Annotated in this window: 22 protein-coding genes; 12 read left to right on the forward strand and 10 right to left on the reverse strand. The window is 76.0% G+C overall.

From position 1 onward, the window contains the following. Positions 1-2: 2 nt before the first annotated feature. Entirely contained in the window at positions 3-497 is a 495-nt protein-coding gene (locus tag LDL48_RS18970) for a peptide deformylase (protein ID WP_225256492.1), read from the forward strand. A gap of 1 nt (position 498) precedes the next feature. Beyond that, complete coding sequence (locus LDL48_RS18975) at positions 499-1,161, forward strand: class I SAM-dependent methyltransferase (RefSeq protein ID WP_225256493.1); 663 nt, start codon at positions 499-501, stop codon at positions 1,159-1,161. 26 nt (positions 1,162-1,187) lie between these two features. Here LDL48_RS18975 and LDL48_RS18980 read toward each other — a convergent pair whose 3' ends face one another. From LDL48_RS18980 to LDL48_RS18990, 3 genes are read right to left on the reverse strand one after another with little or no spacing between them, the layout of a single operon-like run. After that, positions 1,188-2,351, reverse strand: coding sequence for an alanine racemase (locus tag LDL48_RS18980; protein WP_225256494.1), 1,164 nt, complete (start codon positions 2,349-2,351; stop codon positions 1,188-1,190). Next, a complete protein-coding gene (locus LDL48_RS18985; RefSeq protein ID WP_225256495.1) occupies positions 2,338-3,993 on the reverse strand; it encodes an IucA/IucC family protein in 1,656 nt (551 codons plus the stop codon). Before LDL48_RS18985 ends, LDL48_RS18980 begins: the two co-directional genes overlap by 14 nt. Next, on the reverse strand, positions 3,990-5,609 hold the full coding sequence (locus LDL48_RS18990) for an IucA/IucC family protein (protein ID WP_225256496.1): 1,620 nt from the start codon (positions 5,607-5,609) through the stop codon (positions 3,990-3,992). Before LDL48_RS18990 ends, LDL48_RS18985 begins: the two co-directional genes overlap by 4 nt. Positions 5,610-5,924: 315 nt before the next feature. Between LDL48_RS18990 and LDL48_RS18995 the strand changes: the two genes are divergently transcribed. Then, positions 5,925-6,896, forward strand: coding sequence for a pyridoxal-phosphate dependent enzyme (locus LDL48_RS18995; protein WP_225256497.1), 972 nt, complete (start codon positions 5,925-5,927; stop codon positions 6,894-6,896). Here the strand turns inward: LDL48_RS18995 and LDL48_RS19000 are convergent. Then, on the reverse strand, positions 6,889-7,869 hold the full coding sequence (locus LDL48_RS19000) for an NAD-dependent epimerase/dehydratase family protein (RefSeq protein WP_225256498.1): 981 nt from the start codon (positions 7,867-7,869) through the stop codon (positions 6,889-6,891). The genes LDL48_RS18995 and LDL48_RS19000 overlap by 8 nt on opposite strands. A gap of 49 nt (positions 7,870-7,918) precedes the next feature. Continuing rightward, positions 7,919-8,401 carry a heme-degrading domain-containing protein gene (locus tag LDL48_RS19005; protein ID WP_225256499.1) on the reverse strand — a complete coding sequence of 161 codons (483 nt, stop codon included), beginning with the start codon at positions 8,399-8,401 and terminating at the stop codon, positions 7,919-7,921. A gap of 120 nt (positions 8,402-8,521) precedes the next feature. Here LDL48_RS19005 and LDL48_RS19010 point away from each other — a divergent pair, with 120 nt between their 5' ends. From LDL48_RS19010 to LDL48_RS19035, 6 genes are all read left to right on the forward strand, one after another. Then, the gene (locus LDL48_RS19010; RefSeq protein WP_225256500.1) at positions 8,522-9,295 is read left to right on the forward strand and encodes an endonuclease/exonuclease/phosphatase family protein; all 774 of its coding nucleotides are present in this window, start codon (positions 8,522-8,524) and stop codon (positions 9,293-9,295) included. Between the two features lie 163 nt (positions 9,296-9,458). Further along, positions 9,459-10,319, forward strand: a complete 861-nt coding sequence (locus LDL48_RS19015) for a sigma-70 family RNA polymerase sigma factor (RefSeq protein WP_225256501.1) — start codon at positions 9,459-9,461, stop codon at positions 10,317-10,319. A gap of 130 nt (positions 10,320-10,449) precedes the next feature. Further along, positions 10,450-12,069 (forward strand): ABC-F family ATP-binding cassette domain-containing protein, encoded by a 1,620-nt coding sequence (locus LDL48_RS19020; RefSeq protein WP_225256502.1) that lies wholly within the window; start codon positions 10,450-10,452, stop codon positions 12,067-12,069. Between the two features lie 28 nt (positions 12,070-12,097). Further along, positions 12,098-13,066 (forward strand): tyrosine-type recombinase/integrase, encoded by a 969-nt coding sequence (locus tag LDL48_RS19025; RefSeq protein WP_225256503.1) that lies wholly within the window; start codon positions 12,098-12,100, stop codon positions 13,064-13,066. A gap of 55 nt (positions 13,067-13,121) precedes the next feature. Beyond that, on the forward strand, positions 13,122-13,958 hold the full coding sequence (locus tag LDL48_RS19030) for an undecaprenyl-diphosphate phosphatase (protein WP_225256504.1): 837 nt from the start codon (positions 13,122-13,124) through the stop codon (positions 13,956-13,958). Continuing rightward, a complete protein-coding gene (locus tag LDL48_RS19035; RefSeq protein ID WP_225256505.1) occupies positions 13,955-14,929 on the forward strand; it encodes a DUF3626 domain-containing protein in 975 nt (324 codons plus the stop codon). The genes LDL48_RS19030 and LDL48_RS19035 overlap by 4 nt, the downstream gene beginning before the upstream one ends. A 10-nt stretch (positions 14,930-14,939) precedes the next feature. On the opposite strand, the gene LDL48_RS19040 is transcribed toward LDL48_RS19035, so the two are convergent. From LDL48_RS19040 to LDL48_RS19060, 5 genes are all read right to left on the reverse strand, one after another. Further along, entirely contained in the window at positions 14,940-15,302 is a 363-nt protein-coding gene (locus LDL48_RS19040; protein WP_225256506.1) for a GntR family transcriptional regulator, read from the reverse strand. A 5-nt stretch (positions 15,303-15,307) separates the two neighbouring features. After that, complete coding sequence (locus LDL48_RS19045) at positions 15,308-16,687, reverse strand: MFS transporter (protein WP_225256507.1); 1,380 nt, start codon at positions 16,685-16,687, stop codon at positions 15,308-15,310. A 115-nt stretch (positions 16,688-16,802) separates the two neighbouring features. Further along, positions 16,803-17,393, reverse strand: coding sequence for a hypothetical protein (locus tag LDL48_RS19050; RefSeq protein WP_225256508.1), 591 nt, complete (start codon positions 17,391-17,393; stop codon positions 16,803-16,805). After that, entirely contained in the window at positions 17,390-19,213 is a 1,824-nt protein-coding gene (locus LDL48_RS19055; protein WP_225256509.1) for a GTPase, read from the reverse strand. The genes LDL48_RS19050 and LDL48_RS19055 overlap by 4 nt, the downstream gene beginning before the upstream one ends. Then, positions 19,210-20,706, reverse strand: coding sequence for a dynamin family protein (locus LDL48_RS19060; RefSeq protein ID WP_225256510.1), 1,497 nt, complete (start codon positions 20,704-20,706; stop codon positions 19,210-19,212). The genes LDL48_RS19055 and LDL48_RS19060 overlap by 4 nt, the downstream gene beginning before the upstream one ends. Positions 20,707-20,867: 161 nt before the next feature. Here LDL48_RS19060 and LDL48_RS19065 point away from each other — a divergent pair, with 161 nt between their 5' ends. Genes LDL48_RS19065 through LDL48_RS19075 form a run of 3 tightly spaced genes read left to right on the forward strand, consistent with a single transcriptional unit; the run spans position 20,868 to position 24,858 of the window. Further along, positions 20,868-23,489 carry a helix-turn-helix transcriptional regulator gene (locus tag LDL48_RS19065; RefSeq protein WP_225256511.1) on the forward strand — a complete coding sequence of 874 codons (2,622 nt, stop codon included), beginning with the start codon at positions 20,868-20,870 and terminating at the stop codon, positions 23,487-23,489. Further along, the gene (locus tag LDL48_RS19070) at positions 23,486-24,019 is read left to right on the forward strand and encodes a LuxR family transcriptional regulator (protein ID WP_225256512.1); all 534 of its coding nucleotides are present in this window, start codon (positions 23,486-23,488) and stop codon (positions 24,017-24,019) included. Before LDL48_RS19065 ends, LDL48_RS19070 begins: the two co-directional genes overlap by 4 nt. Further along, entirely contained in the window at positions 24,016-24,858 is an 843-nt protein-coding gene (locus tag LDL48_RS19075) for a phosphotransferase (RefSeq protein WP_225256513.1), read from the forward strand. Before LDL48_RS19070 ends, LDL48_RS19075 begins: the two co-directional genes overlap by 4 nt. Positions 24,859-24,873 lie beyond the last annotated feature (15 nt).

Consider the following 24,873-nt stretch of genomic DNA (forward strand, 5'->3'; position numbering starts at 1 on the left):
GCATGACCGTTCGTCCCATCCGGCTGTACGGCGACCCGGTGCTGCGTACCGAGGCGGACCCGGTGGTGTCGTTCGACGCCGCACTGCGCGACCTCGTCTCCGATCTGGAGGACACCGTCCGGGAACCGGGCCGCGCCGGGGTCGCGGCACCGCAGATCGGGGTGAGCCTGCGGGTGTTCTCCTTCAACGTGGACGGCGAGGTGGGGCACCTGGTCAACCCGGTGCTGTCGGACTTCGCCGGCACCCAGGACGACGAGGAGGGCTGCCTGTCGGTGCCCGGCCTGGGCTTCCCCACCCCGCGGGCGTACGCGGTGACCGCCCGCGGCCAGGACCAGTACGGCGAGCCGGTGGTGATCGAGGGGACCGGGTTCCTGGCCCGGGCGCTGCAGCACGAGACGGACCACCTGGACGGCCGCCTCTACCTGGACACCCTCACCGGCGACGTGCGCCGGCAGGCGCTGCGCGAGCTGCGCCGCATCCGCCCGGCGCGGGCCTGACATGGGGATCGAGGACGACGCCGACCGGCTGGCCGCCGCGTCGCTGGCCGCCGGCGACCCCACCGGCTGGTTCGACCGGCTGTACACCGAGGCCGCGGCGGGCGACGCGCAGGTGCCGTGGGACCGGCCCGAACCCGGCCCGCTGCTGGTCGACTGGGCGCGCCGCGACGGCGTCGCCGGTGCCGGGCGGACCGCGCTCGTGGTGGGTTGCGGCCTGGGCCGCGACGCCGAGTTCGTCGCCGGGCTCGGGTTCGCCACCACCGCGTTCGACATCTCGCCCACCGCGGTGCGGGTGGCCCGCGAACGGCACCGCGGCACCACCGTGGACTACCGGGTGGCCGATCTGTTCGACCCGCCGCCGTCCTGGCGGCACGGCTCCGACCTGGTGGTGGAGAGCAATACCGTGCAGGCGCTGCCCCGGTCGCTGCGGGAGCGGGCCGCGGCCGCGGTCGCCGCGCTGGTCGCACCCGGCGGCACGCTGCTGGTGCTGGCCGCGCAGGCGACCGACGTGGACCAGGACGGCCCGCCGTGGCCGCTGACCCGCGCCGAGGTCGACCTGTTCGCCACCGGCGGCCTCACCACGGTGGCGGTGGAGCGGCTGCCCCGGCCGGGTGACGCGCTGGGCTGGCGGTGGCGGGCCGAGTTCCGCGCGACCGCGTCCTAGCCCCCCGACGTCACAGCACCACGACGTCACAGCACCAGGAACTCCGGCGGGTCGTGGCGCAGGAAGTCGTGGTGCGAGATGTCCCAGCCGTACGCGCCGGTCCGGGCGAACACCAGCACGTCACCGACCCGGAGCCGGTCCACCGGCTGGTCCCGGGCCAGCACGTCGCGCGGCGTGCACAGCTCACCGACCGCGTCCACGTGCGCGTCGCGCACCTCGGGCCGGGGCCACGGGTACGGCCACGCCTCGACCGGCAGGACCGTGAACGGGTGGTCGTAGCCCCACGCCGCGGGCAGCCGGAAGTGGTGGGTGCCGCCGCGCAGCACCGCGAACGTGCGCCCGTGGGTGTGCTTGAGGTCCAGCACCTCGGCCGCGTACCAGCCGGCGTCGGCGGCCAGGATGCGGCCCGGCTCCAGGATCAGGTCCACCCCGGCGGGTACGTCCACGGCGGCCAGCCCGGCGCGCAGGACGTCCAGGTCGAGGGTGGCGGCGGAGCGGTAGTCCACGCCCAGGCCCCCACCGGCGTTCACCAGCCGCAGGTCCACGCCGTGCCGGTCGGCGGCCCGCACCGACCAGTCCAGCGCGTCAGCCACGAACGCGGCGTGCGCGGCGGCGTCCCGGTTGTTCGAGACGGCGTGCAGGTGGAAGCCGGTGACCCGGACCGCCGGCAACGTCCGGGCCAGCGCGAGCACCTGCGGCAGGCCGGCCTCGTCGACGCCGAACGGGGTGGGCGTGCCGGTCATGGCGTGGCTTCCGGTCACCGCGGACCGGGCCCGGTTGACCCGGACCGCGACGTCGGCGACCGTACCGGCGGCGGCCGCGGCCCGGTCCAGGCGGCGCAACTCCAGCGCGCTCTCCACGTTGACCTGCGCGCCGGCGGCGACCGCGGCGGCCAGTTCGGCGTCGGTCTTGGCCGGTCCGCCGAACACGATGCGCCGGGCGCCGGCCGCCACGGCGCGGGCCAGTTCCCCGCCGGACGCCACCTCCAGGCCGTCGCAGCCGGCGGCGAGGGTGCGTACCACGTCGGGGTGGCCGTTGGCCTTGACCGCGTAGAGCAGTGTGGTGCCGGGCGGCAGCGCGGCCCGTACCGCCGCGGTCCGGGTCCGCAGCGCCGCCGTGTCGTAGACGTACGCGCACACCGGGCGCGGCCGGTCGCGCAGCGCGGCCGTGACCCGGTCAGGCGGGCGCATGCAGCGGGTTCCGGACCGGGAGGTACGCGTCGCCGGCGCCGCCCAGCCGCATCCGGACCAGGGCCTTGTGCGGCACCCGGGGCGCGGTGAACGCGGCGTGGTCGGCGCGGGCGGCGGGACCGGGCAGCGCGGCGTACGTCTCGTCGACCACCGCCCGGACCGTGCGCCAGGCGGCGTCCTCGTCCAGGCCGTGCGATTCGCCCAGCCGGATGACCAGTTCGCCGAGGTGGGCCTGCAGTGCGGTGTAGCCGATCTTCGCGCGTAGCACCCGCTCGTCGCCGGTGCCGACGACCGAGCCCGGCCACAGCGCGATGGTGTGCCCGTCCGCGGCCAGCCGGCCGGGATGCAGGCGCAGCCCGGCGAAGTCCCGGACCACCAGCCGGTGCGGGGTTCCGGCGAGGAACGTGGGCAGGCAGTTCTGCAGGTGCGCCTCCAGCGCCATGCCCCGGGTGGCCAGGCGCAGCAGCGGGGGGAGTAGCAGCCGGCTGTAGTCGTCCAGCCAGGCCCGGGCGGTGCCGGCGTCGTCGCGCCGGCCGCGGGCCGCGGCGTACCCGGCGACCAGGCCGGCCAGCACGGTACGGCCGGTGGCCGGGTCCACGGCCGGCAGCGCGCCGCCCGGCACGGCCCGTTCGGCGCCCGCCAGGTGCCCGGCCAGGCCGTCGCGCACGATGGCGGACATGTCCCGCCCGGAACCGGCCGGCACGGCCGCGCCCGCGGTCTCGGCGAGCAGCACCAGCCGGTGGCCGTCCGGGTCGGCCCCGGCCATCCGGTGCAGCAGCGCGGACAGGGCCGGCCCGTTGCGGGTACTGGCCACGCTGATGCTGCGCCGGGTGGAGGTGACCTGGATGTCCAGCGACAGCTTCAGGTAGCGGCGCCGCCCGTCCGGGCCGGGCGGCAGCAGCAGGGTGCGCAGCGCCGCGGTGGGCGCGGCGTCGATCTCGTCGTCCAGGATCCGCAGCGCGCCGTCGCGCAGCAGGCCGCCGTAGCGGGCCGGCAGGACCACGTCGCGCTGCCAGGCGTGCACCGGCTGCAGCCGGTACCCGGGCGGCGCGTCCGGCAGCCCCGGCCAGGCCGCGGCGAGCGCGGCGCCGACGTCGTCGCCGAGGTGGCCGTCGTCGCGGACCGCGATCAGCCCGATCCGGGTGTGCCCGGCCTCCAGGTCGTGGGCCAGCACGTCGACGGTGTCCCAGCCGAGCCGGGTACGCCCGCACGGGTGCAGGTTGTGCCCGGCCGGGGCGAGCCGTTCCGCGGCGACCGCGGCCGCGTCCGGGTCGTCCGGCGGCCTGGCCGCACCGGTGCCCCGGGCCAGCGCGACCGCCAGGTTCACCACCGCGTTGCGCAGCTCGGCGGCGAACCCGGGCGCGTCCAGGGAGCCGAGCAGGTCCACCGGGTCGTCGGCCGCGGCGGTGGCGAACTCGACCCGGTCGAAGGCGTGCCGGCGGCCCCGCCCGGCGTGCCGGGCGCGGGCGTCGCCGATGTCCTCCCGGACCAGCGCGCCGCGTAACCGCCGCCCCACCGTGTCCGCGGCCACCGGCAGCGCCGCCGTGAACCCGTCGACCAGGTCCGGCGCGTGCACCGCCAGCGCCGCCTCGGTGTGCGCCGCGGCGACGGCCAGGCGGCCGGTGGCCAGGCTGTGCGTCATGCTTCTCCCGCCATCGGATTGTCCAGGTACGTCCACACGTCAACGAGCGGATCGGCGGCCAGTCGCATCGCCGTGGTCGCTTTCACCGGCACCGGCTCGGCCAGCAGCGCGGCGGCGTCCGCGGTACCGGCGGTGCGGATCGCCGCCGCCACCACACCCCACAGCCGGGCCGGTTCGGCGTCGTGGTGCCGGGCCAGCAGCGTGACCAGTTCGGTGGCGACCGTGCCGACCGCCGCCGCGGCGAGCTTGGTGCGCAGCGCCGCCGGGTCGTCGCAGGGCAGGTCGCCGTGCAGCCGCGGCGGTGTCACCCCGGCGGCGCGCAACCGGGCCGCGCCGACCCGCACCCCGCCCAGGTCCCGGTACACGATCCGGACGGGCCGGCCGCCGCGCAGCACGACCAGCGTGTTCTGCCCGTGCGCCTCCAGCGCGACGCCGCGGTCCAGCACGGTCAGCAGCGGCGGCCACAGGATCTCTGCCAGGTCGGCGAGCCAGCGGTACGGATCTCCGCCGTGGTCCCGGACCGCCTCGCACAGCAGGGGGCGCCCGTCCACCGGCGACCGGGCGCTCAGCGCGGCCAGCGGCAGCACGGTCTCGTCCGGCCCGATCCGCGGCGCCCGCCGGCGCAGGTACGCCAGCCGCCGCTGCGGCTGCCCGTCGACCAGCACAGCGCCGGCCGCCGTCTCGGCCAGCACGGTCAGCGGCAGGTCCGCGGTGAGCGTGCCCAGCAGTGCGGACAGGACCGGCCCGTTGTGCACGGCCGCCGGTGACACGGTCCGCACCGCCGAGGTCATCTGCACGTCCACCGCGGTCTTGACGTGGTCGCCGCCGCCGGACGGCGCGACCGTCCGCAGCGACATCAGCGGCCGTACCGGTCCGGTCGGCCCGGCGTCGGCCAGCCAGGGGAACTCGGCCTGCAGGCGGGCGGCCTGCCAGGGGTGCGCGTAGAGGACCGGTGGGGCGCCGCCGTGCCAGCGTTCCGGCGGCACGCGCAGGCGGCGCAGGCGGATGCGGGTGCGGTGTTCGGGGGCGTAGGCGAGGACGTCGGCGACGCCCAGGCCGCCGCGGGTACGGCAGCAGGGGTGCAGCGGGTGGCCGTCGGTCACCAGCTGTTCGAGGCGGCCCAGGCCGTCCGGGTCGCCGGCCGCGCCGCGCAGGGTCCAGCGGTGGTCCGGGCCGGGGGGCGGCGGGGCGGCGTGGGCGAGGGCCAGGTTGGCGACGCTGTTGTCGATCTCCGCGGCGAGGGCGGTGCCCGGCCACAGCGTCCGGCACAGCGCGGCCGGGTCGGCGTACGCGGTGCCGTCGACGGTGGCGGACAGCCCGGCCGGGGCCGGGGCGAACGGCAGGGCCTGAGCCGCCGGGAACGTGACGTCGCGCCCGCGGACGCTCACCCGCCAGGTGCCGCCGGGGGCCGGGCCGGAGCCGGCCGACCCGGGGAGCGGTTCCCGGCGCAGCGCACCCAGCAGCCGCGACAGCACCGCCGCCCGTGCGGCCGGGACCGCCGCCCGATAGCCCGTCACCAGATCCGGGCGCAGACGCCGCAGCTCGGCCGCGCTCTGTTCCACTCCGGGCGTCGCGTGCGCCGGGGGCGGGTCGGCCCGGGTCGTCGGCTGTGCCACGGCCCCATTCTTCGTCACCCGCGCCCCACCAACATCCTAGGACGCTCTACAGGGTGTGCGCCGCGCCACGCAGCGCCACCGGCCGACAACCAAGAACAGAAAGGAATCAACGACATCCCCTGAATTGCCGAACCGGCCGGCAGGATTGATCTTGCTGTTCAGGGCGGCTGCGGCGTGACCGGTGGCGCCGGGCGGGCCGGTCGGAAAGCGCACCCGGATCCGGCCGTTCCGCGGACGGCGTGGCGTTGGTCACCGGTGCCACGGCACGTGGCGTGCGACCGTCTCAAGGGACGACACGACGTGAGGAGTGAGCAGATGACAACGGCTCCGCCGGTGACCCTGGACGATGTGCGGGACGCGGCCGCCCGCCTGGCCGGAGTGGCGCACCGCACGCCGGTGGTGCGGTCGCGCACGCTGGACGAGCTGGTCGGTGCGGAGGTGTTCCTCAAGTGCGAGAACCTGCAGCGGATCGGCGCGTTCAAGTTCCGGGGCGCGTACAACGCGGTGTCGCGGTTGTCGGCGGAGCAGTTGAAGCGGGGCATCGCGGCGTACTCCTCGGGCAACCACGCGCAGGCGGTGGCGCTGGCGGCGCGGGAGCTGGGCAGCACCGCGGTGATCGTGATGCCGGAGGACACGCCGCGGTCGAAGCTGGACGCGGTGGCCGGGTACGGCGCGGAGATCGTCACGTACGACCGGTACACCGGGGACCGGGAGGCGCTGGGCCGGCGGCTGGCGGACGAGCGGGGGATGGCGTTGATCCCGCCGTACGAGCATCCGGATGTGATGGCCGGGCAGGGCACGGCGGCGCTGGAGCTGCTCGAGGAGGTGGACGGGCTGGATGCTCTGGTCGTACCCGTGGGTGGTGGGGGTCTGATGGCGGGCAGTGCGACCGCGGCGAAGGGCGTGCGGCCGGGCATCCGGATGGTGGGGGTGGAGCCGGAGCAGGGCGATGACACGAAGCGGTCGCTGGCGGCGGGGCGGCGGGTGTCGATCCCGGTGCCGCGGACGATCGCGGACGGTCAGGCCGCGCCGGTGCCGGGTGAGCTGACGTTCTCGGTGAATGTGCGGCTGGTGGACGAGATCGTGCTGGTGTCCGACGAGGAGATCCGGGCGGCGTTGCGGTTCGCGTTCGACCGGTTGAAGGTGGTGCTGGAGCCGAGTGGGGCGTCGGGGGTGGCGGCGTTGCTGGCGGGCCGGCTGGAGCGCCCGCCGGCGCGGATCGGGGTGATTCTCTCGGGGGGCAATGTGGGGTGGCGGCGGTTCGGCGAGTTGCTGGCGGTCAGCTGAGCAGGGCCTGTTCGGTGGCGGGGTCGAGGCCGAGGGCGGCGCGGGTGTGCCGGTGGGGTGGTTCGGCGGGCCGGCTGCGCAGCCAGGCCCAGGTGTCGGTGACGGTGTCGGTGACCGGGCGCACGCGCAGGCCGGCGGCGAGGGCGCGGGTGACGTCGCCCTGGTGCAGGTATGCGGCCTCGTGGCCGGGTGGCAGCCAGATGGGTAGTTCGGTCCAGGGTTGGATGCCGGCGGCGAGGATGGTGTCGGGGTCGGTCCAGCGCAGGTCGGCGTGGCCGCCGGTGACGGTGTTGGCGGTGTCGAGCAGCTCGCCCATGGTGGTGTGCCCGGGCGGGCTGACCAGGTTGTAGGGGCCGGTGCGGTGGTCGGCGGCGGCGTCCAGGACGAAGGCGGCCAGGTCGCGGGCGTCGATGTACTGCAGGGGCAGGTCGCGGGGGCCGGGTGCGAGGGTGGGTCCGCCGCGGGCGAGTCGGTGCAGCCACCAGGGGAGGCGGCCGACGTCCTCGTGCGGGCCGAGGATGAGCCCGGCACGGGCGAGCAGGACCCGGTCGCCGAAGTGCTGGGCGGCGAGTTCGCCGCCGCGTTTGGTGGCGGCGTAGTCGGTGGTGTCGGTGGAGTCGGCGGTGCCGTCGACGACGGGGGTGTTCTCGCTCAGGGGCGCGGTGTCGGGGGCGGCGTAGACGGAGCGGCTGGAGATGTAGGTGTAGTGGGCGGCGCGCCCGGCGAGCAGGGTGGCGGCGTCGAGGACGGCGCGGGGTGCGTCGGACCAGGTGTCGACGACGGCGTCCCAGGTGCCGGTGTGCAGGGCGGTGAGGCCGTCGGGGGTGGTGCGGTCGCCGACGAGGGTGGTGACGCTCGCGTGGCCGGGGCGGTGGCCGCGGTTGAGGACGGTGACGTGGTGGCGGCGGTGGAGGGCTTCGGTGACGACGGCGCGGCCGACGAAGCCGGTGCCGCCGAGGACGAGAAGTCGCATGGGACCGACGGTGCCGGGTGGGGCGTGCCGGGCGGAAGGGTGATCGCTGTCAGCGCAATCGGCGGTCGAGGAAGGTCTGTACGGCTTCGACGACGAGGGCGTGGTCGTCGGCCTGGGGCAGGCCGGAGACGGTGATGACGCCGACGATGCCGACGTGCGGTACCCGGACGGGGAAGGCGCCGCCGTGGGCGGCGTAGTCGCGGGCCTCGACGCCCATCTCGGCGTCGAGGTGCTGGTCGTTGGCGGCGAGGCGGCGGCCGACGAGGTAGGAGGAGGCGCCGTAGCGTTCGACGACGCGGACCTTGCGGTGGATCCAGGCGTCCTGGTCGGCGGTGGTGCCGGGTAGGGCGGCGTGGAAGAGCTGCTGGGTGCCGCGGCGGATGTCGATGGTGACGGGCAGGTCGCGGGTGGTGGCGAGGTCGACGAGCAGGGTGCCGAGGGCGAGCGCGTCGGTGTTGTCGAACCGGTCGAAGGTGAGGCGGCGTTCGTCGTCTTCGAGGCGGGCGATGAGGGCGTGCGGGTCGTCGGTCATGGGTTCATTGTCGGCGGCGGCGGAGCCAGAGACCGGCGGCGCCGATCGCGAGAAAGATCACCATGGTGCAGCAGAGTGCCTTGAAGAGCATGGTTCACCCGGGTTGGTTAGGGTCGGTGCGTGCGCCTGGCGACGTTCAACCTGTTGCACGGCAGGTCGCTGTCCGACGGGACGGTACACGCCGAGCGGGTGGCGTCGGCGGTGGCCGGGCTGGACGCGGACGTGCTGGGGTTGCAGGAGGTGGACCGGGCGCAGCCGCGTAGTGGGTTGCTGGATCTGACGGCGATCGCGGCGCGGGCGTCGGGTGCGCCGGTGCACCGGTTCGCGGCGGCGGTGGTGGGTACGCCGGGCGAGCGGTGGCAGCCGTGGCGCAGTGACGACGACAATGCGCATCCGTTGTACGGGATCGCGTTGGTGAGCCGGTGGCCGGTGTTGCGGTGGCAGATCACGCAGTTGCCGGCGGCGCCGGTGCGGTCGCCGGTATGGGTGCCGGATCGTGGGCTGGTGTTGTTGCGGGATGAGCCGCGGGTGTTGCTGGCCGCGGTGGTGGAGGCGCCGGGTGGGCCGGTGACGGTGGCGACGACGCATCTGTCGTTCGTGCCGGGGTGGAACGTGCGTCAGTTGCGGGCGGCGGTGCGGGCGTTGCGGGCTCTGCCGGCGCCGCGGGTGTTGCTGGGGGATCTGAATCTGCCGGCCGGGCCGGCGCGGGCGTTCTCCGGGTGGCGGCCGTTGGCGCGGGTGGCGACGTATCCGAGTCCGTCGCCGCGGGCGCAGTTGGATCATGTGCTGGTGGATCCGCGGGGTGGTGCGGCGCTGGGCCGGGTGGTGTCGGCGGCGGCGCCGGCGGCGGGGATCTCGGACCATCGGCCGCTGGTGGTGGAGTTGTCCCGCTAGTGGGTGTGGGCGGCCTGCGGGGTCGCTGTAGGAAACCTGAGAACTAATTTCCGGTGCAACCGGTCCGCAACCATGTGTGACCGTTCGCTGCACCCTGCGCCACGAAAAGTTCCCTCTGTCAGCCGGTGAGCCGTCCGGCGACGTTCACGAGGGGGAACCAGACATGACCGCAGCGACCGCGACGAAGACCGTCACCCGCGAGCAGGAGACGCTGATCCGCGACAACATGGCGCTGGTCGGGCACATGGTTCGCGAGATGCTGTTCAAGGTCCCGGCGCACGTGCACCGGGACGACCTGGCGTCGGCGGGGTACGCGGCGCTGGTCACGGCGGCGCAGAACTTCGACGCGGGGCGGGGGATCCCGTTCGGCCGGTTCGCGGCGATGCGGGTGCGGGGTGCGCTGCTGGACGAGTTGCGCGGGATGGACTGGGCGAGCCGGTCGGTGCGGGCCCGGGCGCGGCGGGCGGATGTGGCGCGGCAGGAGCTGACCGCGCGTCTGGGTCGTACGCCCACGCCGACGGAGCTGGCGGAGCTGCTCGGTGTCGGGGTGAGTGAGCTGGCGAACGTCGAGGACGACGTGCAGCGGGCGGCGGTGCTGTCGCTGCAGGGTTTCACGGCCGGCAACGCCGAGGACATGGTGACGGAGTCGGCGTTGAACCCGGAGGAGATGCTGCTGCACCGGGAGCGGATCGGGTACCTGCACGATGCGGTGGCGGTGCTGCCGGAGCGGCTGCGGTTCGTGGTGGAGGCGTCGTTCCTGCAGGAGCGGCCGTTGTCGGAGGTGGCGGCGGAGCTGGGGGTGACCGAGTCGCGGGTGTCGCAGTTGCGTACCGAGGCGCTGGCGCTGCTCAAGGACGGTCTGGCCACGCACATGGAGCAGCAGGACGCGGGTGCGGCGAAGGCGGACGGGTGTGTGGCGCGGCGGCGGGCGGCGTACGCGGCGCAGATCGCGGCGCGCAGCACGATGGCGACCCGGCTGGCGGCGACGGACGTGCACGGGATGCGGATGGCCACGGCGGCCTGATCGGTATTGCGGTTGCGGTGCCGGTCGCCGGCGACGATGCTGCGGTGGTGTGATGCCCACCCGAGCCTGAGACGTTCGCCCCGCCGTGCGGCGGGCGCGCCCTGTCGGTTCGTCGGTGGAGGTGGCCTCCGTGCTCAAAGCGGTGTCGGTCAGCGGTGCCCATGACGGTGAGATGTTGTTCGCCGGGGTGGATCTGGTGCTCGGTGACGGTGACCGGGTGGGTGTGGTCGGCCCCAACGGTGCCGGTAAGACCACCCTGGTGCGGGTGCTGGCGGGTGAGCTGGCGCCGGTGTCGGGTGCGGTGACCCGCGCCCCGGGCACCCGGGTGGGGTATGTGCCGCAGCAGGTGGGTGACCCGGACGGCACGGTGGGCGCGTTCCTGGACGCCGGCCTGGGTGAGCTGGCGCAGGTGACCGCGCGGATGGGCAGCCTGGCGGCGGCGCTGGCCGCGGGGGAGGACCGGCTGCAGGAGTACGGCGCCGCGCAGGAGCGGTGGACCGCGCTGCAGGGGTGGACGGCGCAGACCCGGCTGGACGAGGTCCGCGCCCGTCTCGACATCGCGCACCTGCCCGACGACCTGCCGTTGCGGCGGGTGTCCGGCGGTGAACAGGCGCGGCTGCTGCTGGCCCGGGCGTTGCTCGACACGCCGGACGTGCTGCTGCTGGACGAACCCACCAACCATCTGGACGCCGAGGGTGCCGGGTGGCTGCAGGAGTGGCTGGCCGGGTTCGGCGGGGCGGTGCTGGCGGTCAGCCACGACCGGGCGTTCCTGGACGCCACGGCGACCCGGATCGTCGAGCTGGACGGCATCCACGACGAGCCGCAGGACTATCCCGGCGGCGGGTACACCGCGTACCGGGCGGAGAAGGCGCGGCGCTGGCAGCGGCTGCTGCTGGACTACGAGGCGCAGGAGAAGGACCGGGTGCGCTGGTCCGCCGACATCGAGCGGACCAAGCAGCAGGCCCGGTTCGTGGAGACCACGGTGCGCTCCGGGGTGGAGGCGCCGCACCTGCGGCGGATCGCGAAGAAGGTGGCGGCGAAGGCGAAGGCGCGGGAACGGCGGCTGGCCCGGCAGATGGCGTCGGTGCGGTGGATCGCCGAGCCGCGGACCCGGCCGCCGCTGACGCTGGCGTTCCCGGACGACGACCGCGGCGCCGGTGAGCCGGTGCTGTCCGCGTCGGGGCTGACCGTGCGGTTCGGCGGGCGGGTCCTGCTGGACGGGGTGGACCTGAGCGTGGCGCGCGGCGACCGGATTCTGCTCACCGGCCGCAACGGGGCCGGCAAGACGACCCTGCTGCGGGCCCTGGCCGGCCGGTTGCGCCCGGACGGCGGCGCGGTGCGGGCGGAGACGGCGACGGCGGTGCTGCCGCAGACGTCGGACGGGTTGCGCACCGGGGTCACCGTGCTGGACCACTTCCGGGCGCAGGTGCCGGTGTACGTCGACGACGCGGAACGGTTGCTCGCCGGGCACCAGTTCGGCCCGGAGATGTGGGACGCGCCGCTGCGCACCCTGTCCGCGGGGGAGTTGCGGCGGCTGCTGCTGGCGGTGCTGGTGAACAGCCCGGCCCGGGTGCTGCTGCTGGACGAGCCGACGAACTTCCTGGACTTCGACGCCCTGGACGTGGTGGAGGAGGCGTTGCGCCGGTACCGGGGGACGGTGCTGACGGTGACCCACGACCGGTGGTTCGCCGACGCGGTGGGGTACACCCGCCGCTGGCACGTCGCCGGCGGGCGTGTCACGCAGAGCTGAGCGGTGTTCTGCTTGCGACGATGGGTGCATGACGTCGTTGGTGCCCCGGCAGGCCGGCACGCCGGCCGGGCGCACGGACGCCGAGCAGGTCACCGAGGCGTGGCTGGCGAACCGGCGGTTGTCGCCGCACACCCGGGACGCGTACCGGCGGGACGTGGCGGCGTGGCTGGCGTGGTGCGCCGACCGGCGGGCCGACCCGCTGCGGGCCACGTTCCTCGACGTCAACGCGTACGCGAGGGCGCTGGAGTCGGTGGCCGACCCGCGCAGTGGCCGGCCGCTGGCCGCGACCACGGTGGCGCGGAAACTGTCCGGGCTGTCCAGTTGGTACGACTTCCTGGTGAAGCTGCGGGCGGTGGACGCGAACCCGGTGGCCGGCGCGGACCGGCCGTACGTGTCCCGGGACCATTCCGCCACCGTGGGCCTGACCCCGGCGGAGGTGGACGCGCTGCTGGCCGCGGCGGGTGCGGAGCGGGGGCCGGCGGCGGTGCGGCACCGGGCGGTGCTGGCGCTGCTGGCCGACCTGGGGTTGCGGGTGGGTGAGGTGGTCGGCCTGGACGTGACGGACGTCGGCGCCGAGCGGGGGCACCGCAGCGTCCGGTTCGTCGGCAAGGGTGGCCGGCCACGGCGCCGCGCGCTGACCCCGGCGGCGTCGGCGGCGCTCGACGCGTACCTGGCGAGCGGGCCGCCGCGCACGTCCGGGCCGCTGTTCGTCACCGGCACCGGCGCCCGCATCGACCGGCACGCGGTGTTCCGGCTGATCCGGCGGCTGGCCGAACAGGCCGGGATCGCCGGGGCGGAGCGGTTGTCGCCGCACTCGCTGCGGCACGCGTTCGCCACCGCCGCCCGGGAGGAGGGGGTGCCGTTGGAGGACGTGCAGGACGCGATGGGGCACGCCGACCCGCGGACCACCCGCCGCTACGACCGGGACCGGCACAACCTGGACCGGGACCCGGCGTACACGATCGCGGCGGCGCGAGCCCGCCGCAGCTCCGCCTGATCCGCCCCTTATGCTCTAACGCTGCCAGTAGACGGATCAGCGGAGCGGGTCAGGGTTGAACATTTTCGAAGCGGTGCTGCTCGGCGCGGTCGAGGGCATCACCGAGTTCCTGCCGGTGTCCAGCACCGGGCACCTGACCATTCTGGAGAAACTTCTCGGGTACGACATCGACGACCCGGACATCACCGCGTTCACGGTGATCATCCAGTCCGGGGCGGTCCTGGCCACCATCCTGTTCCTGCGCCACGACATCGCCCGGATCGTGCCGGCGTTCCTGCGCGGGCTGGTCAACCGGGCGCACCGGCAGCACCTGGACTACCGGTTCGGGTGGGCGGTCATCCTGGGTTCGGTGCCGATCGTGCTGGCGGCGCTGCTGTTCAAGGACACCATCGAGACCACGTTGCGCAGCCTGTGGTTCGTGGCGGGTGCGCTGATCCTGTGGAGCGGCGTGATGGCGTTCGCCGACCACGCGGCCACCCAGGTGCGGCACGAGGAGGACGTCACCTGGAAGGACACCCTGATCATCGGCGCGGTGCAGTGCATGGCGCTGATCCCGGGCGTGTCCCGGTCCGGTGCCACCATGTCCGCCGGCCTGCTGCGGGACCTGGACCGGGTGGCGGTGACGAAACTGTCGTTCTTCCTGTCCATCCCGGCGCTGCTGGGTGCGTCGGTCCTGCAGGGCGTGGAGGAGTACGACCGGATCGCCGGCGGCGTCGGCTGGGTGAACACGATCACCGCCACCGTGGTCAGTTTCGTGGTCGCCTACTTCGCGGTGTCCTGGCTGCTGAAGTTCATCTCCGGGCACACCTACAGCATGTTCATCGCGTACCGGCTGGTGCTGGGTGCGGTGCTGATGGTGCTGCTGGCCACCGGCACCATCGAGGCGCAGTGACCGAGGCGGTCCGGCGGGCGCTGGCCCACGTGCGGGGCCGGGCCGCCGCCGGTACCGCGCCGCCGCCCGGCCTGCTGGACCGGGCCCCGATCACGGTCAGTTTCCACCCGGACCGGCTGCTCGGCGACGGCGCCACCGTCGCCGAACACCTGCTGGCCGACGGCCGGTACCGCAGCCAGTTCGAGACCGGCATCTCCAACGGCGGGCTCACCGCCTACCCGGGCGGCGACCGGCACCGCTGGGAGCAGCGCATGTTCGGCGGCGCCTATCCGGCGGACGGCATCGTCGGCCGGCCGGTGTACGGCGGCCTGAACCTGGCCGGTCACCCCGACGGTGCGTCGCCGCGGTTCGGCAGCTGCCATCTGCTGTTGCGGCCGGAGGTGTCGCGGCGGGCCACGTTCAGTCACGGCGACAGCGTCACCGAACCCACCGTGGTCGGCACCGTGGACGCCTTCGGCGGGATCTGGGCGGCGCTGCTCGACGAGGTCGCCCGGACCGGGTCGGCGCTGGGCCGGGCCGCCGCGTCGCCGCAGCAGTGGGTGGCGTCGCTGTCCGCGCCGCCGGCCGGCGCCGGCCGCGCCCTCGACGACTACGTCGAGGCACAGGTCCACGGCGGGGTCGACCTGGGCGCCGACGTCACCGCGGTGGTCGCCGACCCGTCCCTGCGGGGTACGCCCACCGGTGACCTGCTGGCCCGGCTGGCGCCGCGGCTGCGGTGGCATCCCGGGTTCGTGCTGGGCCCGGACGAGTTCCCGGAGGACCTGCGCGGCCCGGTGGCGCCGCGGCTGGCGCGGTTCGTCGCGGACCGCTACCGCACCGGGCACCTGGACGCCGCCGTGGTGGGGCGGGCCGCCCGGTCGGTGGTACGCGAGCCGGGCCGGTGGGACCGGTGGGGGCCGCCGGCCGAGGTGCTGCAACAGCTGAAGTACCTGTGGCACATTCTGGTGCTGCGCGGCCGGCCCGCCGGCTGACCGGCGCGGATCAGCCGGGCAGCTGCAACGCGGCCCGGACCAGTTCCAGCGCCGCCTCCGGGGCCACGCCGAGGTTCCGGGTGGTCTCCGCGTACCGCTGGGCGGCCCGCTGCGCCTCCGCCGGGGTGCGCGCCGCGCGGGCGGTGACCACCGTCCCGGCCCGGCCGCGGGTCTCCACCAGCCCGCCCTGTTCCAGTTCCCGGTAGGCGCGGGCCACCGTGTTCACCGCCAGGCCCAGGTCGGCGGCGAGGCGGCGCACCGGCGGCAGTTTCGCCCCGGCCGGCAGCGCACCGTCCGCGGCCAGTTCGGCGATCCGCAGCCGCACCTGCTCGTACGGCGGCACCGGCGAGTCGGCGTCCAGGTGAATGTCCATGCTGCTCACAGCACCCGCGGCGGGGTGTTGCCGACCGCCACGATGGCGCGCCGGATCGGCACCAGTGCCAGCAGGACGCCACCGACGACGAAGAACACCACCAGTGACACGATGCCGATCCGGTAGCTGTTGGTCAGCTGGAACACCAGCCCGAACGCGAGCGGCCCCAGCCAGCTGGTGCCCTTGTCGCTGATCTCGTAGAAGCCGTAGTACTCGCCCTCCTTGCCGTCCGGGATGAGCTGGGAGAACAGGCTGCGGCTCAGCGCCTGGCTGCCGCCGAGGACCAGCCCGATCGCGGCGCCCAGCAGCATGAACGGCACCGGTTCCCCGGCCGGCAGCCAGAACGCGCCGAGCATCACGGCCAGCCACAGCGCCAGGCTGAGCAGGATCGTCTTGCGGGCCCCGATCCGGCCGGCCAGCGCCCCGAGCAGCAGCGCACCCCCGAACGCCAGGAACTGCACGATCAGGATCGTCATGATCAGGACGGTCTGCCCGAGTTTCAGTTCCTCGCTGCCGAACTGGCTGGCCAGGGCGATGACGGTCTGGATGCCGTCGTTGTAGATCAGGTAGGCGCCGAGGAAGAACAGGGTCAGCGGGTACGCCCGCATCTGCCGGACGGTGCGGCCCAGTTGCCGGAACCCGTCGGTCAGTACGTTGCCACCGGCGGCGGACTGCGCCGCGGCCGGTGGGTGTTCCCGCAGCCAGCGCAGCGGCAGCAGGGTGAACGCGGCCCACCACACCCCGGCCGACACGATGCACCAGCGGGCCAGGTCCAGGGTGCGCTGGTGGTCGCCGTCCACCGACAGCGCCTGCACCACGCCCAGGTTGAGCAGCAGCAGCACCCCGCCGCCGAGGTAGCCCAGCGCCCAGCCGCGGCTGGACACCCGGTCGCGGTCGTCCGGGCCGGCCAGCCGCGGCAGGAACGAGTGGTACACCACCACCGCGGCGCCGAACGCGATGTTCGCGATCAGGAACAGCGCCCCGCCCAGCAGGTACCGCTCGCCGGTCACGAACGCCATCGCGACGGTGGCGCCGGCGCCGGTGAACGCGGCCCCGGCCAGCAGCGGCTTCTTGCGCGGCACCCGGTCGGCGACCGCGCCCATCACCGGCAGCACGAACACCGTCAGCAGCACCGACAGCGACACCAGGTACGCGAAGTAGGAGCCGGCGGCGACCGTGATGCCCAGCGGGTGCACCCGGCCGTCGCACTCGTCGGCGCCCAGCTCACAACCGGCGGCCAGCTCGGTGATCGTGGTCAGGAACGGGCCCAGGAACACCGTGATGACGGTGGTGGAGAACGCGCTCTGCGCCCAGTCGTACAGATACCAGCCGGTGCGTGCCTGGCGGGTACTGGCCGGTGCGGCGGGTGTGTCGGTTGCGGCCATCGGGGTTCGCGCTCCAGCGGTTCGGGCTCACGGTGCGACACATGATGTCACCCCCGGTGTGCCCCGGAACCGGCCGTCCGGCCGATTACCCCGCAGGCGTGTCCCGGGCGGTGGCTCAGTGGCCGTGTTCGGACCACCAGCGGGCCAGAGCGCTGGTCGCCGGGTCGTCGGACGCGGCCAGCGCCGCCCACGGGTCCACCCCGGGCGGCAGGTCGGCGGCGGCGTACTCGGCGAGTTCCTGCGGGTGCACCGGCAGGACCGGGCCGGCGTCGAGGGGTGCGGCGCCGACCAGGCCGAGGCTGCCGGTGTCGATCCACGGGAACCCGTCCACCGGTTCCGGCAGCGGGCCCACGTCGACCGCCGCCGGGAACACCGCCGCCGGGTCGGTGCCGGTCTCCGCGACGGCGTCCGGGTCGGCGCCCACCGGCCCCAGGAGCGGCTGCGCCGCGGGCGCGGCGGACGCGGTCTCCGGTTCCGGGTGCGGCCCGGCCTCCGGCCACGGCTGCGGTTCGGGACCGCCGCCGTGCTCGAACACCGGTCCGGGCACGTCGGGCACGTCGGGCACGTCGGGCACGTCGTCCAGGAAGTCGGGCCCGGCCGGCAAGCCCAGCGGGTCGTCGCCGCCGGGCGGCGCCACGTCGTCGGGGCCGTCCTCGAAACCGTCGCCGTCGTCGTCGGGGTGGTCCGGCCAGCCGTACTCGCTCATGGGTTCTCCCTGCCCTCCGGCGCGGCCACGGGCGTCTGCGCCCGGACCCGCGCCAGCACGTCGTCGACCTGCCGCATCCTCGCCCGCACCGCGTCGCGGTCGGCCTGCGCCTCGGCGCGGCGCCGGGCCCGCCCGGCCGCGTCCTCCGCGGCCGCCGCGTCCAGGTCCGCGATGTGCGCGTCCAACTGCTTCAGCCGCCGCTCCACCGCGTCGTCCACCGCCACCGACAGCGCGTACTGCAGATCGGTGAACCGGTAGGAGATCTCGTCGGCGAGCGCCGCCCGCGCCTCGGCCAGCACGTCCCGCAGCCAGGCCCGGGCCTGCTGGCGGTCGGTCTGCACCCGCCGCCGGTACAGCACGTACCCGCCGGCGGCCAGGCCCAGCCCCACCCCGGCGACCGGCACCAGCAGCCCACCGGCGGCGATCCCGCCCGCGCCGAGCACCGACGCGCCCAGCATCGCGCCGCGCCCGGCCAGGAACGCGATGCCGCCCGCCGACACCGCGATCAGCACGTTGTCCGCCGACGACTCCCGCTGCGGCGCCGCGGCCAGCGCGTGCCGCAGCGTGGCGTTGAGCCGGCCCAGCACCCCGGCCAGTTCGTCCGGGCCGAACACCTCCGCCAGCACCTTCTCGCCGACCTGCCGGAAGGTGACCTCCAGGTCGTGCGACAGGCCCACCGCGACCGCCTGCAACTCGGTGTCCACCGCCTGCGGCAACGCGGCCAGGGCGGCGCCGCGGGCGGCGTCGATGCGGGCGGTGAAGTCGGACTGCACCGCGGCCACCCGGGTCCGCAGCAGACCCACCACCTCCACCCGGGCCCGCTGGATCTCACTTCCCAGCAGCAGCGTCCACTGCCGCGACTCGGTGCGTTTGCGGGCGGCCAGCCCGGCGCGTTCGGCGCGGACCCGGGCCACGTCCGCCGGGTCCGCCTCGGTGGCCGCCATCCGCGCCGCCGCGGCCGCCTCCAGCCGCTGCAGGTCGCCGCGGGCGGCCCGCAGCACGTTGGCCAACTGCAGCTGGTGCCCGCGACCGGCCAGGTCCACCAGGGCGTGCTGCAGGTCGGCGATCCGCGACGCGTCGACCAGCGCCGCCGACTCCGCCGGCGCCACGGTCAGCGCCAGCTCGGCCAGCCGCGCCGACACCGGGAACCAGCCGGCGTCGGCGAACCGGGGGGCGTGCGCGCGCAGCAACGCCCGGTTGTCCTCGGCGATGCGCCGCCAGCCGCCGAACGCGTCCACCTTGGTCAGCGCGAACACCACCGTGTCGATGCGGGCGCTGGCCGCCTCCAGGAACGTCAGCTCCGGCTGCGACAGCGGCGCCGACGCGTCCGCCACGAACAGCAGCGCCGTCGCCCGGTCCACCGCGTCCAGCGCCACCGCGGTGTGCGCCGGGTCCAGGCCGCCGACGCCCGGGGTGTCGAGCAGGCTCACGTACTGCAGCAGCGGCGCCGGGTGGGTCACCTCGATGCGGCGGGCCCGGCCCGGCCCGGTCGCCCACCCGGCCAGGTCGGCCAGCGGCACGTCCACCGGTTCCGGTGCGCCCGGCACCCACGCCACGGCCGCCGCCGCGCCGGGACGGAAATGCAGGTAGGTGCTGGTCGCCACGGCGGCGTCCACCGGCGACAGGCCGGGCACCCCGAGCAGCGCGTTCAGCAGCGAACTCTTGCCGCGTTTCGTCTCGCCGACCAGCACCACCGACGGGCGGGTCAGCTGCCGGCGGCGCAGGTCGGCCAGGTCCGCGCCGGCGTCCGGGTCCAGCGTGCGCACGTACGCGCAGGTGTCGCGGACCGCGGTGTCCAGGGCGGCGGTGAGGTCGGTCATCGGCCGGCCCCGGTCCGCAGCGACTGCGCCAGCAGGTGGAAGCCGCGGTGCGCGACCTGCGCCACCCGCGACTGGGCCGGCCCGGCGCCGGCCACCGCGTACACCCGCCACCGGTTCGCGGCCTGCACCGCCGCCTCCGCCAGCTGCCCGGCCGGGGCCTGCGGCAGCCGCAGGATCCACCGCGGGTCGTCGGAGGTGGCCAGCCGGATCAGTTCCTGCTCCCAGGGCTGCGGCATCGGCACCGCGCCGGTGGCCACCCGCTGCGCCACCTCCAGCAGCCGCAGCCGGTGGTACGCGGGGTCGCGCAGCAGCCGTTCCACCGCGTCGCGCAGCGCCTCCGCGTCGGCGCGGCCCACGGTGTGCCCGGCGAGGCGTTCCAGCCGGGCCAGCGCCCACCCCGCCTTGATCGCGTCCGAGCGCCAGGTGAACGTCTCCTGCAGGGTGTGCCGCAGCCGGGGGAAGCCGGACGCCGCGACCAGCCGCCGCACCAGTTCCCCGGTGCCCAGCTGCGGCTCCGCGGTCAGCTGCGCGATGGCGAACCCGACCCCGTACAGGTCCAGCAGCGCCAGCAGCCGTTCCCGGCGGGCCGCGTCCACCGGCGCCGGCCGGGTCCGGAACAGGTCCACCGACGCCAGCAGCAGCGGCAGGTCCGGTGCCTGCGCCAGCCGGCCCAGCGCCGCGCAGTCCGCCGCGGTCAGCCGGCCCGCCTCCCCGGTCTCGGCGAGCAGCCCCACCACCGGCACCACCTCGCCGACGCACCGCGACAGCAGTGCCTGCTGCTGCGCGGCCAGCGGCTCGGCCACCGGCCACGGGTCCGCCGCCCCGCCGACCAGCGTGTCGACCTTGCCGAACACGCCGAGCGCGTTGATCGGGGTGGACGCCAGCCGCGCGGACGACGCCCGGAACGCCTCCAGCGCGCGCACGTCGTCGGCGCGCACCGCCTGGGTGAACACGTACACCACCGCCTCCGCGGCGGCCACCTCCGACGCGGACGCGGCGTCGATGCCGGCGTCGAACGGCGCGGTACCGACCGCCTCCTCGGCGCGGGCGCTGACCCCGGTGTCCGCGGACGCCAGGCCCGGGGTGTCCACCACGGTCAGGTCCCGCAGCCGGGCACTGGTCAACATCACGTCCACGTACGCCACCCGGCCCGCCGGCACCCCCAGACGCTGCGGGATCATGCCGTCGTCGTCCAGCGGCAGGCTGCTGCGGCCGCCGTCGCGCGACACCACGTCGACCCGGTCGGCCGGCCCGTACCGGAACCGGGTCACCACCCGGGTGCACTCACCGGCCGCGGTGGGCGCCACCCGCCGCCCGATCAGCGCGTTGACAAGTGTCGACTTTCCGGCTTTCAACCGGCCCGCGATCGCCACCCGCAGCGGCTCATGAAGACGAACGCCGATGTGTCGTACCTGATCAGCGACCTCCGGCGCGACCACCGCGACGATCTCGTCACACAGGGTCGCGACCCGGCCGGACAGCGTGCCGGTCACGACGACTCGTCAGCCGAGCACACTGTCAGCGACAATGTGCTGACCACGGCCGTCGTCCGCATGCCTGCCATACCCTCCCGGTGTGGTGCGGCAAGCGGCGACGCCTGCCGCACCACAGACTACGGACACCGACGACACGCAGGATCCCGAGTTCGTGCCACGTGCCGCGAACCGGCGACAAGGAGGAGGACGCGGTGGCGCAACCGCACGACGTCGCCACCGCCGCCGCTACCCACCTGCGCCGACCCGGCCTCGTCGTGCTCGCCGGGCCACCCGGCTGCGGCCGCAGCACCCTGCTGCGGTCCGTGGCCGCCGCCGCACCCGGCCCGGTACACGCCGGCGGCGGCCTGGCCATGCTCACCGCGGTGCCCGCGCTGGCGCTGTCCCGCGCGGTCCGGGCCCGGCTGCCCGCCCACGACGTGCACCTGCTCGCCGAGGCGGTCCGCTCCCGGGTCCGCGGCGGCCTGCTGGTCCTCGACGACCTGCAGCACGCCGACCCGGCCACCCTCGCCGCGCTGCCGCACCTGGCCGTGCACTGCCGGGTCGTGGTCGCCGTGCGCACCCCGCACCGCCTCGACGACACCGCGCTGCGCGCCGCCGCCACCGCCTGGTTCGACGTGCCGCCGCTCGACCCGGCCGCCGCGCTGGACCTGGCCCGCCGCACCGCACCCCACCTCGGTGACGCCACGCTGCGCGCCGTCGCCGGCCGGGCCGGCGGCAACCCGCTCGCGGTCACCGCGCTGGCCCGGCACGCCGCCGCCGGCCGGGGCCCGGCGGCCGGCGACATCGACCAGGTGGCGTACGCCATCGCCACCGCCCTGGCCGACCTGCCCCGGCCCGCCCGCACCGCCCTGGCCGCGCTCGGGCTCCTCGGCCGCGGCGCCCCCGCCGACCTGCTCGGTCCCGGCTCCGCCGACCTGCACGCCGCCGGGCTGGTCACCGCGGACCCGGCCGGGCTGCTCACCCCGGTGTCGGCGTACGTCGCGGACACCGCCGCCGGGCTGCTCGACGCCGCCGCCCGCACCGACCTGCACCGGCGCCTCGCCGACCTGACCCCGCCCGCCGAGGCAGCCCGCCACCTTGCCGCCGCCGGCGACCACCCGGGCGCGTACCGTCTGGCCCTCGCCGCCGCCGACCGCGCCACCGGCGGCGACCGCGCCCACCTGCTGCTGTTCGCGTGCGGGCTGCCCGGGGTCAGCGCCGACCCCCGGGTCCGGCTCGCCGCCGCCGACGCCGCGCTGGCCACCGGCCGGCCGCACGCCGCCGCCCGCGTGCTCACCACCGGCTCCCCGCTCGGCGTCGAGGCCGACGTGCTGCGCGGCGAAGCGCTCCTGCAGGCCGGTGAACCGGCCGCGGCCCGCGCCGCGGTCCGGCCGGTCCCGGACGCCGCGGCCGCCGCCGTGGTCGCCGCCCGCGACCGGGTGCTGCTGCTGGCCGACCTCGCCGACGACCCGGCCACCGCCCAGGACACCGCCGGCAAGATCATCAGCCGGTACCCGGTACCGCCGCCCGGCGTCGCGGCCGCGCTCGCCGCGGTCCGCGCCGCGGTCCGCGCACCCGGCTGGGACACCGCCCTCGCCGACGCGGCCACCGGCGGGGACCCGCTGACCCGCCGGTGGAGCGCCTGGCTGCTGGTCGAGACGCTGGCCGCGGACGGGCGCCTGGCCGAGTCCGCGGCGGCCGCCACCCGCGCCGCCCGCGACTGCGCCGACGACCTGGCATACGGGTGGCAGACCCGGTTCCTGGCCGCCGCCGACTGGGCCCGCGCCCTGCACGGCTCCGCCCCCGACCCCGGCCCGGCAGGCCCTGGCCCGGCAGGCCCTGGCCCGGCCGCGGCCGAGTGGCACGCCGGCCCGGCAGCGCCGGCTCCGGCCGACTGGGACGCCGGCCCGGCAGCCCTCGGCCCGGCCCCGGCCGAGTGGGACGCCGACCCGGACGCTGCTGACGCCGTGCAGCGGCGCGCCGCCGACCTCACCGACCGGGCACTGCCGGCCGTCGCCCGCGGCTACGCCGTCGCCGCCGCGGCGCTCATCGAGGCCGACACCGGGCTGCTCGCCGCCGCCCGCGCCCGCCTCGACGCCGGCCCCGGCCACCCGGCCACCGCCTGGGTCGCCCGCGAGGCCGCCTGGCTCGACGGGCAACCCGACCGCGCCGCCGAACCACCGCCCGCACCCGGCGCCGGACTACTCACCGGCCTGCACCACATCACCGCCCGCTGGGCCGCCCACGACACCGGCGCACCGGCCGCCGCGCCCATCCCGCCCGACCTGCCCGCGCCCGCCCGCCGCACCCTGCTGTCCTGGGCCACCGGCACCGGGTTCACCGCCGCCGCGCACACCTGGGCCCGCACCGCGCTGCGCGAACAGGTCCGCTGCCTGCTCGCCGCCGGCCTGCACGACACCGACGGCGACCGCGCCGTCGCGGCGCTGCTGGCCGCCGAACGCCTCGCCGACACCGCCGGGCTCACCGTCCTCGCCGGACGCGCCCGCCGCGGCCTGCGCCGCCACCGCGTGCACCGCGACACCCGCAGCCGCCGCTCCGGCACCCAGCTCACCAACCGCGAGACCGACGTGCTGCGCCTGGTCGCCGCGGGCGAACCGACCCGCCGCATCGCCGGGCAACTGGGCATCTCGGCGGAGACCGTCGACACCCACATCCGCGGCGGCATGCGCAAACTCGGCGCGCGCACCCGCACCGAGGCCGCCGCCCTGGCCTTCGCCGCCGAGCCGGCGCCGGACGGCGCGTACCCGAGCGACCTCGCGGCAGGAAAGGACCGCCGGTGACCCGTCAGCCCGACGCCCCCCGACACGTCGTCACCTCCACCGCCGACGCCGACACCGTGCTGCGCCGGCTGCTGCGCGACGGCTGGGTCGTCCGCGAAGGATTCGCCCTGCCCGACCCCGCCTGGGACGTCACCGGCTCCCGGCTGGTGCTGCACGGCCGCATCACCGACCCGGACACCCTGCAACTGGCCGTGCTCGCCGCCGCCCGCGGCGCCGGCATCGTCGCCGTCTGCGACACCGACACCCCCACCGGCCGCGCCCTGGTCGACGACCTGTCCCGGCTCGGCCCGGTACACCACGGACCCGGCCACGACAGCGGCGACCCGATCGCCGACCTGATCCCCGAACAACGCGCCCTGCTCGACCGCCTCGCCGCCGGCGACACCATCGCCGCCGCCGCGGCCGCCGAATTCCTCTCGCTGCGCACCGCGAACCGCCGCATCGCCGAGGCCCGCGCCCTGTTCGGCGTGCGCACCACCCGCGAGGCGGTGCTGGCCTACCTGCGCCACCGCGCGAAGGAGGGACGGTGACCACCCACGCCTGGCCCCGCACCGCCCGCCTCGACGCGCCCCGGCTGGTCGACCGGATCGCCGAGATCACCGGAGTGCGGCTCACCCTGGAGGGGCCGTGCCCCGGCGGTGAGGTCGGCGCCGCGTACGTCCGCTGGCCGGACGGCCGCCGCTCGGTGCTGTCCGAAGGCCACAGCCGCACCGGTGAACTGCTCGACCTGGCCCGCGCCGCCGGCGTGCCCACCGCCCGGCAGGAACTGGCCGCCCACATCGACGGCACCCGCGTCGTGGTCCAGCAACGCCTGCCCGGCACCCCGCCCGCCACCGTCGACGCCGCCCTCGTGCACGCGCTGCTCGACGTCAACGACCGGCTCGCCGGCCTGCTCGCCGACCGGCCCGGGGCGGCCCCGCCGGAGCTGTACCTCACCGCCGACGGCCCCGGGTACTGCCTGCACCGGCCGCTGGCCGAGCACAGCCGCCGCACCGCCCGCCTGCTCGACTGGATCCACGACGTCGGCGCCATCGGCCCGGACAGCACCGGCGACGACCTCGTCCACCTCGACTTCCACCCCGGCAACACCCTGGTCGACCGGCACCAGCTCAGCGGCGTGGTCGACTGGGACGGCGCCTGCCGCGGCGACCGCCACCTCGACCTGGTCACGCTGCGCTTCGACCTGACCTGGCGGGCGCCGCACCTGACCCCGCTGGTCGACGAACGGCTGGCCGCCGCCGACCCGGACCGGGTACGCGCCTACTGGGCGCACATGAGCCTGCGCCAGGTCGACTGGTCCATCCGCCACCACGACACCGCCGCCGTCGACCGCTGGCTCACCGTCGCCGAAGCGGGCCGGCCGGCCTGAACCCCGTACGGCAAG

Origin of the sequence: Jidongwangia harbinensis (assembly GCF_020216025.1) — a bacterium.
In the GTDB taxonomy this organism is placed as follows: Bacteria; Actinomycetota; Actinomycetes; order Mycobacteriales; family Micromonosporaceae; genus Actinoplanes; species Actinoplanes harbinensis.

Excerpts from the sequence above, each read along its gene's own strand:
- LDL48_RS18970 (WP_225256492.1), top strand. The coding sequence starts at position 3 with ATGACCGTTCGTCCCATCCGGCTGTACGGCGACCCGGTGCTGCGTACC.
- LDL48_RS18975 (WP_225256493.1), top strand. The coding sequence starts at position 499 with ATGGGGATCGAGGACGACGCCGACCGGCTGGCCGCCGCGTCGCTGGCC.
- LDL48_RS18980 (WP_225256494.1), bottom strand. The coding sequence starts at position 2,351 with ATGCGCCCGCCTGACCGGGTCACGGCCGCGCTGCGCGACCGGCCGCGC.
- LDL48_RS18985 (WP_225256495.1), bottom strand. The coding sequence starts at position 3,993 with ATGACGCACAGCCTGGCCACCGGCCGCCTGGCCGTCGCCGCGGCGCAC.
- LDL48_RS18995 (WP_225256497.1), top strand. The coding sequence starts at position 5,925 with ATGACAACGGCTCCGCCGGTGACCCTGGACGATGTGCGGGACGCGGCC.
- LDL48_RS19000 (WP_225256498.1), bottom strand. The coding sequence starts at position 7,869 with ATGCGACTTCTCGTCCTCGGCGGCACCGGCTTCGTCGGCCGCGCCGTC.
- LDL48_RS19005 (WP_225256499.1), bottom strand. The coding sequence starts at position 8,401 with ATGACCGACGACCCGCACGCCCTCATCGCCCGCCTCGAAGACGACGAA.
- LDL48_RS19015 (WP_225256501.1), top strand. The coding sequence starts at position 9,459 with ATGACCGCAGCGACCGCGACGAAGACCGTCACCCGCGAGCAGGAGACG.
- LDL48_RS19025 (WP_225256503.1), top strand. The coding sequence starts at position 12,098 with ATGACGTCGTTGGTGCCCCGGCAGGCCGGCACGCCGGCCGGGCGCACG.
- LDL48_RS19040 (WP_225256506.1), bottom strand. The coding sequence starts at position 15,302 with ATGGACATTCACCTGGACGCCGACTCGCCGGTGCCGCCGTACGAGCAG.
- LDL48_RS19045 (WP_225256507.1), bottom strand. The coding sequence starts at position 16,687 with ATGGCCGCAACCGACACACCCGCCGCACCGGCCAGTACCCGCCAGGCA.
- LDL48_RS19050 (WP_225256508.1), bottom strand. The coding sequence starts at position 17,393 with ATGAGCGAGTACGGCTGGCCGGACCACCCCGACGACGACGGCGACGGT.
- LDL48_RS19055 (WP_225256509.1), bottom strand. The coding sequence starts at position 19,213 with ATGACCGACCTCACCGCCGCCCTGGACACCGCGGTCCGCGACACCTGC.